Source organism: Lacticaseibacillus absianus (assembly GCF_013407595.1).
Classification (GTDB): domain Bacteria; phylum Bacillota; class Bacilli; order Lactobacillales; family Lactobacillaceae; genus Lacticaseibacillus; species Lacticaseibacillus absianus.
On sequence record NZ_JABEKX010000002.1, the window covers coordinates 692,010 to 708,420 of the forward strand.

At 61.4% G+C, this 16,411-nt stretch carries 14 protein-coding genes; 4 read left to right on the top strand and 10 right to left on the bottom strand.

Going from position 1 to position 16,411, the window contains the following annotated elements; translation table 11 throughout:
- Positions 1 to 213: 213 nt before the first annotated feature.
- The 6 genes from HII33_RS08620 to argC all read right to left on the bottom strand — a co-directional run bounded on the left by HII33_RS08620 (position 214) and on the right by argC (position 6,264).
- A complete protein-coding gene (locus HII33_RS08620; protein ID WP_179395396.1) occupies positions 214 to 918 on the bottom strand; it encodes a LytR/AlgR family response regulator transcription factor in 705 nt (234 codons plus the stop codon).
- A 198-nt stretch (positions 919 to 1,116) separates the two neighbouring features.
- On the bottom strand, positions 1,117 to 2,133 hold the full coding sequence (argF, locus tag HII33_RS08625) for an ornithine carbamoyltransferase (RefSeq protein ID WP_179395397.1): 1,017 nt from the start codon (positions 2,131 to 2,133) through the stop codon (positions 1,117 to 1,119).
- Complete coding sequence (gene argD / locus HII33_RS08630; RefSeq protein ID WP_179395398.1) at positions 2,133 to 3,272, bottom strand: acetylornithine transaminase; 1,140 nt, start codon at positions 3,270 to 3,272, stop codon at positions 2,133 to 2,135. Before argD ends, argF begins: the two co-directional genes overlap by 1 nt.
- Before the next feature lie 16 nt (positions 3,273 to 3,288).
- Entirely contained in the window at positions 3,289 to 4,026 is a 738-nt protein-coding gene (gene argB, locus HII33_RS08635) for an acetylglutamate kinase (RefSeq protein WP_179395399.1), read from the bottom strand.
- An 8-nt stretch (positions 4,027 to 4,034) separates the two neighbouring features.
- Complete coding sequence (gene argJ, locus HII33_RS08640) at positions 4,035 to 5,222, bottom strand: bifunctional glutamate N-acetyltransferase/amino-acid acetyltransferase ArgJ (RefSeq protein WP_179395400.1); 1,188 nt, start codon at positions 5,220 to 5,222, stop codon at positions 4,035 to 4,037.
- Between the two features lie 10 nt (positions 5,223 to 5,232).
- Positions 5,233 to 6,264 carry an N-acetyl-gamma-glutamyl-phosphate reductase gene (gene argC / locus HII33_RS08645; protein WP_179395401.1) on the bottom strand — a complete coding sequence of 344 codons (1,032 nt, stop codon included), beginning with the start codon at positions 6,262 to 6,264 and terminating at the stop codon, positions 5,233 to 5,235.
- 236 nt (positions 6,265 to 6,500) lie between these two features.
- On the opposite strand from argC, the gene HII33_RS08650 reads away from it, so the two are divergent.
- Positions 6,501 to 7,571 carry a carbamoyl phosphate synthase small subunit gene (locus HII33_RS08650; protein WP_179395402.1) on the top strand — a complete coding sequence of 357 codons (1,071 nt, stop codon included), beginning with the start codon at positions 6,501 to 6,503 and terminating at the stop codon, positions 7,569 to 7,571.
- A complete protein-coding gene (gene carB, locus HII33_RS08655) occupies positions 7,564 to 10,599 on the top strand; it encodes a carbamoyl-phosphate synthase large subunit (protein WP_179395403.1) in 3,036 nt (1,011 codons plus the stop codon). The genes HII33_RS08650 and carB overlap by 8 nt, the downstream gene beginning before the upstream one ends.
- Positions 10,600 to 10,674: 75 nt before the next feature.
- Here the strand turns inward: carB and HII33_RS08660 are convergent, their stop codons facing one another.
- The gene (locus HII33_RS08660; protein WP_179395404.1) at positions 10,675 to 11,532 is read right to left on the bottom strand and encodes a hypothetical protein; all 858 of its coding nucleotides are present in this window, start codon (positions 11,530 to 11,532) and stop codon (positions 10,675 to 10,677) included.
- 88 nt (positions 11,533 to 11,620) lie between these two features.
- Between HII33_RS08660 and HII33_RS08665 the strand changes: the two genes are divergently transcribed.
- On the top strand, positions 11,621 to 11,989 hold the full coding sequence (locus HII33_RS08665; protein WP_179395405.1) for a DUF6483 family protein: 369 nt from the start codon (positions 11,621 to 11,623) through the stop codon (positions 11,987 to 11,989).
- Positions 11,990 to 12,160: 171 nt separating this feature from the next.
- On the opposite strand, the gene HII33_RS08670 is transcribed toward HII33_RS08665, so the two are convergent.
- From HII33_RS08670 to HII33_RS08680, 3 genes are all read right to left on the bottom strand, one after another.
- Positions 12,161 to 12,964: an HAD family hydrolase gene (locus HII33_RS08670; protein ID WP_179395406.1), complete on the bottom strand. Its 804-nt coding sequence runs from the start codon at positions 12,962 to 12,964 to the stop codon at positions 12,161 to 12,163.
- Complete coding sequence (locus HII33_RS08675) at positions 12,951 to 13,544, bottom strand: NUDIX hydrolase (RefSeq protein WP_179395407.1); 594 nt, start codon at positions 13,542 to 13,544, stop codon at positions 12,951 to 12,953. The genes HII33_RS08670 and HII33_RS08675 overlap by 14 nt, the downstream gene beginning before the upstream one ends.
- 71 nt (positions 13,545 to 13,615) lie before the next feature.
- Entirely contained in the window at positions 13,616 to 14,482 is an 867-nt protein-coding gene (locus HII33_RS08680) for a DegV family protein (protein WP_179395408.1), read from the bottom strand.
- A 186-nt stretch (positions 14,483 to 14,668) separates the two neighbouring features.
- On the opposite strand from HII33_RS08680, the gene HII33_RS08685 reads away from it, so the two are divergent.
- Positions 14,669 to 16,375, top strand: coding sequence for an NFACT RNA binding domain-containing protein (locus tag HII33_RS08685; protein WP_179395409.1), 1,707 nt, complete (start codon positions 14,669 to 14,671; stop codon positions 16,373 to 16,375).
- Positions 16,376 to 16,411: the final 36 nt, after the last annotated feature.

A 16,411-nucleotide genomic window follows, 5' to 3' on the forward strand; every position in this document is an offset into this window, starting at 1 on the left:
AGCGTAAGTCCAAGGCAACCGGCCTCCACGATCAGGCCCCCGGTGCGTTGACGCCAGGCGAGGATCACAGCGCTTCCGGTTAGTAGGAGCAGTGTTGCTGGGACTTGGTGCACGCCGAGTACGAGGACCAGGACGAGCAGATCCAGTGTGAGGTGGCCCCACCGGTGTACGGGTAGCATGGCACTGGCGGCGAGCAGCAGGCTGGCGATCAGGCTATCGACGATCATTGGCGATCCCCCTGTAGTGCGCGAGTAGCGCTTGTTTCACCGCCGACTTCGCGGTCCGAGCCAGGGGCAGCTGAGTCCCGTCGTTCAGAGTGATCTGGGACTCCCCCACCACAGACACGTAACCCAGGTTGACCCAATAGGCACGATGGGTTTGGACAAAGGCCGGTGACAGTTGTGCAGCTAGCTCGGCCAAGGGTTGCTTAACGGTCAGCCGCTCGGTCTGCGTGACCAGCTCCGTGTAGTGACCTTGCACGCTCAGATAGCGCAGATCGTACAGATAGACGCGCACAAGCCCCTTGCTCGTGGTCACCAGTAGTGCCGCTTCGTGTCGGTCTGACTGCGCCCGCACCAGCAGCCGTTCGAGCTGATCGACTGTCAGCGGCTTGAGCAAGTAGGCCATGGCTGACACATCGTAGCCGTCAAAGACATAGCGGTCGTAGTTGCTCAAGAAGGCGAGCGGCAACTCGGCATCGCGTTGGCGGAGCCGCTTGGCAACGGTGACCCCATCGATACCGCTCAGTTTGATGTCAAGGATCACGAGGTCCACCGGGACTTCGTCTAGGGCGAACAATAGCGCCTCACCGCTAGCAAAAAAAGTCCAGCTCAACGGCTGGTGTTGCCCCACCGCTTCGAGTACAGGGGCCAGTGCGGCCCGTGCCAATGGGTCGTCTTCAACGATTGCAAGATGCATGGTGACTCCTCCTTGTTAGCTCTATTGTAATACGTCACCAGCGCGAGTACGAGTACAGGTAAAATCGCGCTGGTGAAGTCGATTGGGCACCACCCGCAAGGCACAGACAAAGGCCGGACGCTTGGATCGCCCTAGATCGGGGATCGCGGCGCCCAGCCTTGGGCCAAGTGCGTTCAATTGTGTGCCCGGCGTATCTGCTCAGTCGAACAAGTAATCTGGGAGGAATGGATCGCCCAGGGTGGCGGCCATGATCGCCTTGATCGCCGGCATCCGATTGGCCGCTTCTTCGAACACGACTGAACGGGGACTGGTGAAGACCTCGTCGGTGATCTCAAGGGCGGCCAAGCCGAACTGCTCGCCGAGCTGTTGGCCGACGACGGTGTCATGATCGTGATAAGCCGGTAGACAGTGCATGATCAGCGGGTCCTTGCCGGTAGCGGCGATCAGTTCGGCGTTGACCTGATAAGGCAGCAGTTGCTGGATACGCTCAGCGGGATCGACGGCTTCGCCCATCGAGATCCAGACATCGGTGTACACCGCGTCAGCCCCCTGCGCCGCTTGTTTGGCGTCTGCGGTCAGCAGGACCTGACTGCCGGCTTGCTTGGCGTAGCCCTGCGCGAGCTGAATCACGGCCTGGCTTGGCCACAGGGCTTCCGGGGCCCCGATATGGATGTTGACACCGAGCATCACGGCGGTGACCAGCAGTGAGTTACCCATGTTGCTTCGGCCATCCCCGAAATACGCGAGCGTCAGCCCCTTCAGCTGGCCAAAGTGCTCCTGAAGCGTGAGAAAATCGGCGATCATCTGCGTCGGGTGCCACTCATCGGTCAGCCCGTTCCAGACCGGCACCCCACTGTTTGCGGCCAGTGCCTCAACGGTGGTCTGTGCGAAGCCGCGGTACTCGATGGCATCGAACATGCTTCCGAGTACTTTGGCGGTGTCAGCCGTCGACTCTTTTTGACCGAACTGGATGTCGTTTTTGCCCAAGAATTCCGGGTGGGCACCCAAATCAGTGGCGGCGACGGTGAAGGCCGACCGTGTGCGTGTCGAGGTCTTCTCGAACAGTAGCGCGATGTTTTTGCCTTGTAGGTACGGATGCGGCACGTGCGCTTGCTTGAGGGCCTTGAGGTGCTGGGCGAAGTCGATCAACACCTGTAGCTCCCTGGGGGTAAAGTCGCATTCCTTGAGAAACGACCGGTTCTTGAAGTGATTCATCAGGCTTCCTCCTTCAACACTTGGGCGATCTGGGCCAAGCCGGCCAGCAGGTCGTGTTCTGTGATCACCAACGGCGGCAGTAGCCGCAGCGTATTGTGCTTAGCCGACAGCGTCAGGAGCCCCTGGTGCTGCAGTCGCTGGATCACGTGGGCCACCGGCACCTGTGGGTTCAAGTGGATGCCGATCATCAGCCCCCGCCCCGAGACGCCGGTGACGGCTGGCAGCGGTGCGATCTGCGTCGTCAGCATGCTCCAAGCGCGCGTGGCCTTAGCTTGGACTGCCGCTAGGAATGCGGGGGTCAGCGCGGTCAGCACCGCCTGAGCGCTGGCCAATGCAAGTTTATTACCACCGAACGTTGAGCCATGTACGCCGGGCCCAAAGGCGGGGGCCAAAGCGGCTTTACCGATCATCGCCCCGATCGGTAGACCGTTCCCCAGCGCCTTGGCGCAGGTCACGATGTCTGGGTCGAGCCCATAGCCTTCGTACGCAAAACGGGTGCCGGTGCGCCCGATCCCGGTCTGGACCTCATCGATGATCAGCAGGACCCCGTTGGCGTGGCAGGCGTCAGCGACTGCGTGCACCCAGCTGGGGTCAGCGGGATACACGCCGCCTTCGCCCTGGATCACCTCTAGGATCACGGCCGCAAAGTCTGGCGTGATCTGAGTCACCGCCTCTGGATCGTTGTAATCGGCGAACTCGATGTCCGGGACTAGTGGACCGAAACCTTGGCGGATGTCGGGGTTACCAGTCATGGACATGGCCCCAAACGTGCGGCCGTGGAAGCCATTGTTGAACGCGAGCACTGGGTTTTTGCCGGTCGCCTTGCGTGCAAGCTTCAGGGCCGCTTCGTTGGCCTCGGTCCCAGAGTTGCAGAAGAAGACGCGCTGATCCGCCCCGGCGAGCAGTGCGGCCGTGGCTTCCTGTAACTGACTCTCGTAGAGGTTCGAGGTGTGCCAGACCTGCTGCAGTTGCGTGGCGACGGCGGCAGTGATCGCGGGGTGTTGGTAGCCGAAGCTGCAGACCCCGATGCCGCTGGTGAAATCTAGGTACTCGTGACCGGTGGCATCGGTCAGTTGCGTGCCCTGCCCTTGGACGAGGTCTAACGGGTAACGGGCATAGGTGTTGAAAAGATGGGTCATAATTGCCTCCTTGGGGTCAGCCGGCGATGCGGATCTCTGTGCCGGGGTGGGTCAGATCATCGGTGATCACGACGCTGGCGCCGCTTTGGGCGCCAGTGGCTGCCGCGTTCACCTTGGGTTGCATTCCGCTGGTGATCACCTCGGCGCGGATCAGCTCGGCGAGCTCACCGGTCGTGACGCTCGGCATGACCGCCCCGTCGCGTAAGACGCCGGGAACATCGGTGAGCAGGATCAGTTTGGCGGGGTGTAGCGCCTGGGCGATGCTGGCCGCTGCCATGTCGGCGTTCACGTTCAGCATCTGCCCCTGCGTGGTCTGCGCCAGCGGGGCGAGCACTCCGACGTGGTGGCGCAGCATGTCATGCAGGTAGGCAGCATTCACCGCCGTGACCTGCCCAACCTCGCCGTATTGGTGCTGATCAAGGTATTCACCGACCAGTAGCTGCTCATCGGTGGTGTTCAAGCCGATGACCGGCAGTCCAGCCTGTGCGATGGCTTGGCACAGGGTCGGCTGAACGAGCCCGAGCAGCACGGCCTGGGTGACTGCAAGCGTGGCAGGGTCAGTGACCCGGATACCGGCGAGCTTGTGGGCGTGCAAGCCCATCTTGGCGCTCCACGCGTTGATCTGGGGCCCGCCGCCGTGGATCAGAAGCAGGTGCTGACCGGCCGCATGCCAAGCCTTGAGTTGCGTAAAAAATGCCGGGGTCAGTTGGGTGGCGGCGTTGCCACCGAGCTTGATGATGATCAGATCGTTCATGGGGCCTCCTAGCTGCGGTATGACGCGTTGATCTTGACGTAGTTGTAAGTCAGGTCACAGCCCCAGGCTTGCCCGGAGGCAGTCCCGGCACCAAGCGCCACATCCACGGTGACCTTGGCCGCGGCCATGCTGGCTTTGACCTGGGGTTCATCGAACGGGACTTCCAGCGAGTCGTGCACCAGCGGGATCCCATTCAGCGCGATCGCGGTGTGCGCAGTGTCGACCGTTGCGTGCGTCTGACCGATCGCGGCAATGATCCGGCCCCAGTTCGGGTCGTTGCCGAACAGCGCGGCTTTGACCAGGTTAGAGCCGACTACGGCCTTGGCGACCATCTGCCCTTCGGCATGCGTCGCTGCGCCGGTGACGTTGACTTCGACGAGCTTGGTCGCCCCTTCCCCATCAGCAGCGATGCCTTGCGCTAGGTGAGCGAGCACGGCCTTGAGCGCTTCGCCGAATTCGGGGTATGCGGGGTGCGTCGGGGTCAAGGGGTGGGTGTGGGCTTGCCCGTTGGCGAGCGCCACGACCATGTCATTGGTCGAGGTATCGCCGTCAACGGTGATCTGATTGAAGGTCTCATCGACGGTCTGGGATAACAGGGCCTGCAGGACTGACCCGTCGATCGTTGCATCGGTGAACACGAAGCCGAGCATCGTCGCCATCATTGGGTGGATCATCCCCGACCCTTTGGCAAACCCGGTGATCGTCACCGGCTGGTCGTCGATCGTCAGCGTCACGCTGCAGGTCTTGGGGTGCGTGTCAGTCGTCATGATCGCGGTGGTGACGGCCTGGTCCTGCGTTAGCTGAAGCTGGGCCAGGCCAGCTTGCAGCTTCGCCATCGGTAGCTGCGTGCCGATCACGCCCGTTGACGCGATACCGACGAGGTCGACTGGGATTGCGAGCTTCGCCGCCCCCCATTCACGCACGGTCTGCGCATTGGCCGTGCCCTGCGCGCCGGTGCAGGAATTCGCACAGACGCTGTTCATGATGATCGCCTGCAGCTGGTGATGCGTGCCGATCAGATGCTTCATGATCTTGGTCGGGGCTGCTTGAAACTGGTTCGTGGTGTAAGTTCCGGCCGCGGCGGCGGGAACGCTGGAGACTAGCCAGCCCATGTCGTTTTTGTGGTGCCGCATCCCGGCGTTCAACCCATCGGTGTAATAGCCTTGTGGCCAAAGAAATGTGTCAGAAACTTGCATGTCGCGCCTCCTAAGGCATTGTGACGAGGGCCGGTAATCCAGCAGTTGCGGGCAGGCCGAAGTATTGATTGAAGTTTTGGATCGCTTGACCGCCAGCCCCTTTGATCAAGTTGTCGATGACACTGGCGACCATCAGGGTGTGGGTGGTCGGGTTGTAGCGGGTCCCGATCGCGCAGTAGTTCGAGCCGACCACGGTCTTCAGCGTTGGCAGTGCGGGCCCGAGGTATTGGACCCACGGCTGGTCGGCGTAAGTTGTCGTGAACGCCGCCGACACCGCCGCGGCCTGCGTCGGCGTGGCCTTGGCGTAGATCGTACTGAGGATACCGCGGCTCACCGGGATCAGTGTCGTCGTGAACTGGAGGCTCGTGATCGTCGGGTCCCAGGCGTGCAGCTGCTGGACGATCTCGGGGATGTGTTGATGCTCGTTGACCTTGTACAGCTGCACGTCCTCATTCGTATTGCTGAAGTGCGTCATCTCACTGAGCGTTTTGCCCGCACCAGAGGTCCCGGACTTGGCATCCACGACGAGCGTCTGAGGATCGATCAAGTGGTGCTGGATCAGCGGGGCAAGCCCCAGCAGCGTCGCCGTCGCGTAGCAGCCCGGATTGGCGATATAGGGGTGATCGGCGGCATCACCGAACTCGGCCAGCCCGTAGTACGCCTGCGCAAGCGCATCGGCGGAGGCAGCAGGTCTGTGGTACCACGCGGTGTAGGTCGCAGGATCATGGAGGCGAAAATCACCGGATAGATCGATCACCGGAAACTGCGCGGCCAAGTACGGGGTCGCGAGCTGGCTGGTGACCCCGGCCGAGGTCGCGAAAAAGACGGCGTCGTTATCGGCCATTACGGTCTCGGGGGCATACGGTTCGAGCTGGGCGGCGGGCGCCAGGAAGCGCAGCGCCGGGACCGCAGTGGCCAGCGGCACCGCAGCGGTCAGGTCGTGGCCGTAACAGTGGATCGTGTCGACTGCAGGATGGGTGGAGAGAAGTTGGAATAGGGTTGTGCCGGCATAGCCGGTGACCCCGATCAGCGCTACGTGCATGATTGTCGCCCTCATTTCAAGAAAATGCATCGATATTGGATGAACGTAGTCTACCCCTCCCGCGGTTGAATGGCAAGCTTTTAGCAATAAATATGCGAAAAAAATCCAATAAATCCGGGTTTAAACGCGGAAATATGCATAATAAGCCGAAATGAGTTGACATTTCACCCACCGTAGCGTTAACTGTACACAATGATTATTCGCATATATTGTGTATAAAAATCGAGGTGGCCCAGATGGCAAAATTTCTCTACTTAGAAGATGGCACCCAGTTCACCGGGACGGCGTTCGGCGCGCCTGGTGTCGGGGTCGGCGAACTGGTCTTCAATACCAGTATGGTCGGCTACCAGGAGGCGCTGACGGATCCGTCCTATGCCGATCAGCTCCTGACCTTCACCTACCCGCTGATCGGGACCTATGGCGTTGATCCGCGTCGTGATCAGGGGCCACGCGCCGTCTGCCAGGCGGCGATCGTGCATACACTGGAGAACGAACCGGGCCCGACGGGTGAGACACTGGCCCAATTTTTGACTACGCAAGGCGTCCCCGGCATCGCGGGGATCGATACGCGGGCGCTGACTAAACACATCCGGACCTGCGCCACCATGAAGGCGCTGTTGCTCGATGCACCGCTAACGGCCTCGTTCGACTCGACGTATGCGGCGCTCCATTCCCAGCGGCACAAGTGGCCGACGCCGGTCGCCGCGACGATGAAGGCACCGCACGCCACCCACCACGTGGTCGTGCTGGACTTTGGCGCCAAGGCTGGAATCGAGGCGCAGTTGTTGGCCCATGGGTGTGATGTGACGGTCGTCGCGCCTCAGTGTTCGCTAGCGGCGATCGTTGCGTTGCAACCGGATGGGCTCTTACTGTCCAACGGCCCCGGTGACCCGACGGACTACGCTGCCTGTTTGCCACTGATCCGGGCGCTGCAGGCGCGGTACCCACTGGCTGGCATCTGCCTGGGGCATCAGCTCCTCGCCTTGGCCAACGGGGCCCAGACTCAACCGATGAAATTCGGTCACCGTGGGATCAATCATCCCGTTACGCTGCTCGATAGCGGGCGGACGATTATCACCAGTCAGAATCATGGCTACACGGTGATGCCGAGCTCGCTGGCCGGCACGGATCTGGTCGTGACCGCCGTCGAAGGTAATGATGGGACGATCGAGGGTCTGGCGCTGCGCCACCTCCCCGCTTTTTCAGTCCAGTTTCATCCGGAAGCACAGCCGGGGCCAGAAGACGCGACAGGCTTTTTCACCCGGTTCAACCAACTCATGCAGGAAAAGGTGACCCGTTATGCCTAAAAATCTGAGCATTCATAAGATCCTTGTGATCGGATCCGGTCCGATCGTCATCGGTCAAGCTGCCGAGTTCGACTATTCTGGGAGCCAGGCGTGTTTGAGCCTACGCGAGGAGGGGTATACGGTGGTCCTAGTGAACTCCAATCCGGCCACGATCATGACGGATGCGGAGATCGCCGATCAAGTCTACCTCGAACCATTGACCGTTCCGGCCCTGACGAAGATCATTGCAGCAGAGCGCCCCGATGCCTTGCTCCCGACGCTGGGTGGCCAGACCGGGCTCAACTTGGCTGTCGCCTTAGACCAAGCGGGGGTGTTGGACACCTATAACGTGCAACTGCTCGGGACCGGATTGGCGACGATCGAGCAGGCCGAAGACCGCGAAGCGTTCAAGCAGTTGATGACGACGTTGGGGCAGCCGATCCCGGCAAGCCTGACGGTGCATCAGCTCGACGATGCCCTCACCTTTGCCGCCACCGTCGGCTACCCAGTGATCGTGCGCCCCGCCTACACGCTCGGGGGGAGCGGCGGTGGCATTGCGACCACGCCGGCTGAGTTGCGCGAGATCGGAGCGCGCGGGCTTAGCCTGTCACCAGTGACCGAGTGCCTGATCGAACAGAGCATCGCAGGGTTCAAGGAGATCGAATTCGAGGTGATGCGCGACGCAACGGGCACGGCGATCGCGGTCTGCTGCATGGAAAACGTTGACCCGGTCGGTATCCACACTGGCGACTCGATCGTGGTCGCCCCGTCGCAGACCCTAGACGATGCGACCTATCAGCGATTACGGACAGCCAGCTTGGCGATCGTCGGTGAACTGGATATTCGTGGCGGGTGCAATGTGCAGCTGGCGCAGTCCCCGGACACCGACCAGTACTACGTGATCGAGGTCAACCCGCGCGTCAGTCGTAGCTCCGCACTGGCTAGCAAGGCGACCGGCTACCCGATCGCGAAGATCGCCGCGAAGATCGCGGTGGGGTTGAGTCTGGCTGAGATTCAGAACCCGGTGACGAAGACCACCTTTGCCGCGTTCGAGCCGACACTGGACTATGTGGTCGTCAAGCTCCCGCGCCTCCCGTTCGATAAGTTCACCACCGCTGAGCCGACGTTGGGCACGCAGATGAAGGCGACCGGTGAAGTGATGGGGATCGGCACGACCTTCGACGAGGCCTTGCTCAAAGCGATTGCCTCACTTGAGTCGACGCCGTCCCTGCAGACGACGCTGTTGCCAGCAGTCGAGTGCCATGACGCGGCACTGGTCGACGCGCTCACCCACCCTACTGACCAGCGGCTCTTTCACCTTTTCAGCGCCTTGCACCAGGGGTGGACCAGTGATCAATTAGCCGCGGTGACGCAGATCAGCCCATTTTTCCTGCATCACTTCGCGCGACTTTGGGCAGCGTTGCAGGCGTTGCATCACACGCCGTGTACCGCACCGGCCGTCGAGGCTGCGAAGCAAGCTGGGTTCAGTAACGAGATGATCGCGGCGGCAATGGATTGTGCGCTCGATGACGTGGCGGCGCTGGCGCCTGCGCCGGTCTACAAGATGGTCGACACCTGCGCCGGTGAGTTTGCCAGTGCGACCCCGTACTTTTACAGCACGCACTTCCCGGGTGAAAACGAAAGCGTGCCGCTGGGTCACAGTGTCTTGGTGATCGGCTCGGGGCCGATCCGGATCGGCCAAGGGGTGGAGTTCGATTACACGACCGTGCACTGTGTCCAAGCGCTGCAGGCTGCTGGCTACCACGCGATCATCGTCAACAACAACCCTGAGACGGTCTCGACTGATTTTTCGGTCTCTGACAAACTGTACTTTGAGCCCCTGACCGTCGAGCATGTCTTGGCCATCATCGCGCTGGAACAACCGCTGGGCGTGATCGTGCAGTTCGGCGGCCAAACGGCGATCAACCTGAGTGCCGCACTGGTGGCACACGGCGTTAAGCTGCTGGGGACCGAGTTGGCTGGCATCGCGCAGACCGAGGATCGCCATGCGTTCGAGGCCCTGCTGGCTGAGCTAGCGATTGCTCAGCCAGCAGGTGCGACTGCGACGGACCTCGCGACCGCGCAGGCGATCGCGCCGACGATCGGGTATCCCGTGATGGTTCGGCCGAGTTACGTGCTTGGCGGCCGCGCAATGGCGGTCGTCGACAGCCCAACGGCCCTGGCCGAGTATGTCCAAAAAGCGATCGACGCCGCCCCGCACCAGCCGATCTTGATCGACCATGCGGTTCAGGGGATCGAGTGTGAAGTCGACTTGCTGAGCGATGGGCACCAGGTGTTCATTCCCGGGATCATGGAGCATGTGGAAGGTGCAGGGATTCACTCGGGCGACTCGATCGCCGTGTACCCACCGCAGCACCTGACGACGGTGCAACAGCAAGCAATCATCGCCACGGCGACGAAGATCGGGCTGGCGGTCCACGCTCAGGGGATGATGAACGTGCAGTTTATCGTCGCCGACCGCCTGTACGTGATCGACGTGAACCCACGGGCTAGCCGCACAGTCCCATTCATGAGCAAGGTCACCGGGCGGCCACTGGCCCAGCTCGCGACGCACCTGCTGCTCGGCGCGCGCCTCGCCGACCTGGGGCTGCCGGTCGGCTGCCCCCCTGCCCCGGCGCGCGTCGCGGTCAAGGCGCCGGTCTTCTCTTTCGGCAAGCTACCCGGGTTACCGACTGCATTGGCCCCAGAGATGAAATCGACGGGTGAAACGATCGGGATTGCGGCGACCTTCGCCGCCGCGCTGGACAAAGCGCTGACGGATAGCTACCATCTGACTCGCCCGCAGACCGGTCAGACCGTCCTGCTGGACCCGACGGCGGCCCAAGACCGCGAACTCGTCACCGGCTTGACTGCGGCCGGTTTGCAAGTGGCAACGACACCGCTGGCGCAGCAGACGCCGTGGGCTGTGATCAACACGGCGGCGCACCAGACGAGCCGAGATCCACTGAACTACTGGGCCTTGAGTCACGGGGTCGCGCTGCTCACCGCCCGGGCGACGGCCCTGGGCGTCCTGGCCGCCTGGGCCTGACGGGACCGTCAGGCTGCTGGAATCGTCGGACACAAAGAAGGGACCATGACTTTTGTCACGGTCCCTTCTTCAGGATCAAAAAACCAGTGTGTAGGCGGCCAGCTCGTTGTCTGTCCGCGTCGCGGCAGGAAATAGTCGAGCGACTTGTAAGGCGCCTGGATCGGTGTCGTCAAACTCGCCGTTGAGGGTCTGGTACAAGCCGCTCAGGCTACTGATCGTCTGTTCGGCTAACGGGGCGAGCCAGTCAGCGTCGGCGCCCCACGCGTAGCCAAAATCGACCTGCTGCGCGTCGTGTGCGTAGATCAAGCAGTAAGCCTTCAGCTCTCCCTGGTGGGTCAGCAATAGCGGTACGTCTGCGACGAGATCATCGAGGATCACTGCGGCCCAGCGCCCCGCGTTGTAGGGGGCCACCGGATTGATCCGATGGCTGAGTGCGTAGGCTTCATAGGTGCGCGTGAGCAATGCGTCGCGCAACGCAGGTTGCTGCGCTAGCGCGGTGCTGCTGTGCAGGGTCGTGCCGACCGGCAGTGGTGTCGAGGGCAGCGCAGCTGTCGCCAGACTGAGCACCGGATTGAAGGTGGTGCGGACCCGCCGCAGGCCACGAGAGACCATGGCGGAGATCAGTGGTGTCGTTGTGGCAGTTGTGCGCGTGATCAGGCCCCGGGCCTTGAGGGCCTTAGCGCGCGCGGTGGTCGCCGACAGGAGTGCATCTGCAAGTTCAGCTTGATCGTACGCCTGACCAGCAGCGGTCAGGGCAAAGGTGAAGTTGAGCAGGTATGGGTGCATCGGGTTGCGCCAAGTGGTGAACGCCGCGAGCGGCCCAGTTGCTGTGCCGAGCAGCATCGCTTGATCGCGGTGTGCGAGTAGGCGTTGCGTGTCAGTGGGCGCACCGATCAGCGTGATCGCTTGCGTCGTATACGGGGTGATTAACATGGTTGAAGGTCCCTTCTTGCCTGTCCGACATATGACGTGCAAGTGCCGACGCCAGGGCGTATACTGCCGGTAAGGAGGCGAGGTGCAGATGCAACAACGAGAAGATGATGACTGGTTGATGCGCCAGATCAAGGGGTTCGCGCAGGGGCTGCATTACCTGCTCGGGGGGAGCGGTGACGCGCCGGAGACAACGATCGTCTGGCCGCAAGCAGAAGCGGCGACCCTGCCCTACCAGACTGAGCTTGAGCAGCTGATCGAGACGCAACAGTTCGCCAAGGCGGATGCGTTATTTCAGCGGGTCCGCTACGCGATGCCCCCGCAGGATTATTTGGTGCTGGGGCGCTGGTTTTACGCGGCGCTCGCGCGGTACAGCGATGCGACGTTAGCCGCGGGTGGGCTGCCTCAGTCTGCCATTCAGGCTGGGTTGCACCGGCTGGAAGCGCAGCTGGCAGAGTGAGCTTAAGGCCGAGTGATCGGCCTTTTTTGGTGCACGAGACGCTACCCGTCGCGTGACCGACGGCGGCCAGCCTGTGCAACGCTGGCCACAGTCGCCCGCCCCCTGATGTTGCCGCAGAGCAGATGGTCAACCGAGTGCGCTGTGCAATGCGACCGTCACCGCCTGTGCGTGTCAGTCCTTAGCGTCGATGACCTGGTCGAGTACTTGGAGCACGCCGTAGTCTTCGTTGCTTCCGGTGCGATACTTGGCGTAAGGCACCATGCCCGGGTCGGCGTTGGCCACGAGGTAGCCGTGGCCGACGGTCGCCAGCATCTCGGCATCGTTGAACGTGTCGCCGAACGCCATCATGTCGCCAAGATCGATCTGCAGTCGCTCGGCGACTGCGCGGATGGCCGTCCCCTTGTTGATCCCCTTAGGCATGAGGTCGATCCAGACGGGGCCGGACACAGTCGCAGAGAATCGCTCCGCGTAGCGTGGCGCGATCTGCTCGGTGAAGGTCGCCTGCGCGTCGTCGTTGGGCAGATAGATCGTGACTTTGTCGGCTTCACCCTGCCATTGGGCGGTGTCTGCCACGTAGTCAAGGTTGTGGTAGAACTCTCGGTACACGGCGTCGTAGGCCCGGTCATCCGCCTCGGCGACCGCGGCGGTCAGTCCGCAGACCAGTGGCCGGCCATCTGTCTGGTGTTTGATGAAGCGGGCCATGTCCTGGTAATCTGCTGGTGCCAGCAGAGACTTGGCGATGATCTCACCACGATGGCAGACGACCGCGCCGTTGTCGCTGATCAAGGTCAGCTGGTCTTTATGCTTGGGGAACAGGTTCTGCAGCGTGTACAGTGGGCGGCCACTGGCGATCGCGAACTGGATCCCGAGTGCTTCGAGTCGGTCCAGATAGGCTTCAAAGTGCGGGGGGAGCGTGCCGGCCTCGGTCAGCAAGGTGTGGTCCATGTCCGTCGCAATGAATTTAATGTTTTTCAAACCGCCGTGCTCCTTCGTCTTGAGTGGGGCGAATGAACGCCATGTAGTAGCTCAGCGCAGCGACGCTCTGAGCGCTGGTGATCCGACCGTCACGCATCGCGGTGATAACTGTGTCGAGTGGGACCAGTGCAGTCGTCACGAACTCGTCTTGGTCAAAATGGCGCGCCGTCCGCTGGTCGACATCGAGGGTCACCAGCATCAGGTGGACGAGCTCGTCGGTCATCCCCTCGCTCGAATGGATCGCGACCAACGGCGTGACCGCTTGGGCCAGGTACCCGGTCTCTTCTGCCAGCTCGCGCATAGCGGCGGCAGTCGGCGTTTCATCCGGTTCCATCAGGCCAGCCGGCAAGGCGAATGACTCGCGGTTGACCCCAACGCGATACTCGCGGTTGACTAAGACCTGGTCGTCGACGGTCAGCGCCAGCATCGCCACAGCGGGCGCGTGCTGAATCAAGTCACGTGTGACGCGAAGCCCATCGGGGGTGTCGATCGTCTGCTTGAGGACCGAAAAGATCGGGCCAGTGTAGACGGTGTCGGTGGATAAGATCCGGCCGCTGTGGCCGGGTGTCGTCAAAAACATACGTTGCCCTTCCTCTCTGTTATGTCATTGGCGCAAAAACGCGACGCCGGCAGTTGGCGTCGCGCTTGGCGTTAGTCGGTCGTCGTGTCGCGGATCCAGGCCAGCGCGATGGCTTTTTCGCCCAAGTGGGTGCCGATCACCGGGCCGAAGTAGGACCGCGCCCACTTGACCGATGGAAACTTGGCCTGTAGCTCGGCTTGCCAAGCGTCCCCGGCCTCCGGGTCATTGGCATCGATGATCCAGGCCTTGACCGGGTAGTCGGTCGCATCTAGTGCGGTCTGGAACAGCTCCTCGACACGTGCATAAGCTTTTTTGAGCGAACGGATCTTTTCGAACGCCACAATCTTGTGGCTATCGTCATCGAAGGTCAGCAGGGGTTTGATCTTCAGCATCCCCCCGATGAAGCCGGCCGCATTGCTCAGCCGGCCGCCACGCACGAGGTTCTGCAAGTCGTTGACGATGAAGTATTCTCCGATCGTCGTGCGCAAGTCGTCCAACGCGGCGACGATCTCATCGGCTGACTTGCCGGCCTTAGCCATCCGAGCGGCGGTCAAGACGAGCTCGCCCATCAAGATCACAGTGATCTGAGAGTCATAGACAATCACATGGGCGTTTTTGACCTCGCTGACGGCACCGCGTAGCGTGTTGACGAACCCGGAGATCGTGCTGGCAAGGTGGATACTGAGAATGGTGTCATAGCCTTCGTTGGCCAGGTTTTCATAGAGTTTGAGCATCTCGCCCAGCGGCGGCTGGGAAGTGTTCGGGAACGTCTTGGCCGTGCGCAACTTGGCGTAGAACTCAGGGGCGGTGATGTCTTTGCCCTCGTCGTACACGTTGCCGTCTAGGATGACGGGGATCGGGACGACCTTGATGTCGTTAGCGGTGACCTGCTGTTCGGTCAGGTATGCCGTGCTGTCTGTGACGACTGCGATCTTCATGTGCTCACCCACTTCTTTTCGATTAGCTTCAATAACCATACCATGAATGACGTTATTTTTGAATGACTTCGGCGCAAAAACCACCGGTGACACGCCCGGCGTTTTGCGCCGAGATATGAAAAACGGTACAATAAGACCTGAAGCTTTTACGGAAAAATCGGCGCAATGGCGCCCCTGGAGGCACTTATGTCATTTGATGGGCTCTTCACACATGCGATGCAGCGCGAGCTGGCGACCCTGCTCGTCGGCGGCCGCGTCAACAAGATCACGCAACCGTACGCCAATGAGGTCATCCTCGGGATCCGGGCCAACCGGAAGAACTGGCCACTCCTGCTGTCTGCACACCCGCAGTATGCCCGAGTTCAGGTCACCCAGATCCCCTACACGAATCCGGATGTCCCGACCAACTTCACGATGACGTTACGCAAATACCTGGCCAGCGCCACGTTGCAGCGGCTAGTCCAAGTCGAGACCGACCGGGTCTTACACCTCGACTTCTCCACGCGCGATGAGCTCGGGGATGACCTCACGCTCCGCTTAGTCGTCGAGCTGATGGGCCGACACAGTAACATCACCCTGGTCAACCTGAACACCGGCAAGATCATCGACCTGATCCGGCACGTCGGGACGGATCAGAATCGCTACCGCCTGCTGATGCCAGGCGCGACCTACGTTGCTCCGCCACGGCAAGACAAGGTGGATCCGTTCACTGATACCAGCCGCGGCTACCGTGAGTTGATGAAGGCGACCGATCTTCCGCTCCCCAAGTTATTGCAGCGCCATTATCAAGGTCTGGCAGTGGATTCGGCTCAGGAACTCGCCCAACGGCTGACGGGCGGCCCCGCGGATCGTGCCTGGGCCGACTTCATCGCCGGCTTCGATCAGCCCCACCCGACGATCACCACCGGCAAGCGGGTCAGCTTCTCGGCAGTGCCGTACCTCACCCTCGACGGGCAGCCGCAACACTTTGAGACCTTGTCGGCGATGCTCGACGGGTTTTATGCGCAAAAGGCCGAGCATGATCGCGTCCAGAACCAGGGCGGCAATATCATCCACGTGCTCAAGACGGTCATTGATAAAGACGTCAAGAAGCAGCAGAAGCTCGCACAGACGCTTCAAGAAACCGCTAAGGCAGACGACTACCGCATTCGCGGGGAGATCTTGACGACCTACCTGCGAGAGGTCGAGCGTGGGATGACCACGGTCACCCTACCGAACTATTACGCGGAGATGGCCCCGATCGAGATCACGCTGTCGAACCAGTTGACCCCGTCTCAAAACGCGCAGAAGTACTTTGCTAAGTATCAGAAGCTACGTAACGCGGTCGCGTACGTGCACGAGCAGATGGCGGAAAACCAGCGTGAACTCGACTATCTCAACGGCATCATGGCACAGATCGAGATCGCTAGCCCCAAGGACCTCGAAGACATTCGGACTGAGCTGGAAGATGGCGGGTACCTCAAGCGCCAGAAGAAAGGCAAGAAACCGCTCAAGCGCAAGCTCGCCCAGCCCGAGGAGTTCTACGCCAGCGACGGGACCAAGATCTGGGTCGGCAAGAACAACCTCCAAAACGACCAGCTGACGCTCCGCAAAGCCAAAAAAACCGACATCTGGCTACACGCCAAGGACATCCCTGGCTCGCATGTGATCATCGATGATGCCGTGCCGAGCGAGCAGACTCTGGCGGAGGCCGCCATGCTGGCGGCTTACTTCTCGAAGAGCCGCAACGGCGCGAATGTTCAGGTGGACTGGATCCAAGTCAAGAAGATCCGCAAACCCAACGGCGCCAAGCCGGGCTTCGTCGTCTATGAGGGTCAGCGCACCGTCACGGCGACGCCTGACCCGGCACAGGTGGCGCAACTGCGCCACCGGCCGGTGACCGACCGGGCGTGATAAGCGAAAGAAGCACCGATGACAGGCTCTGGCCGC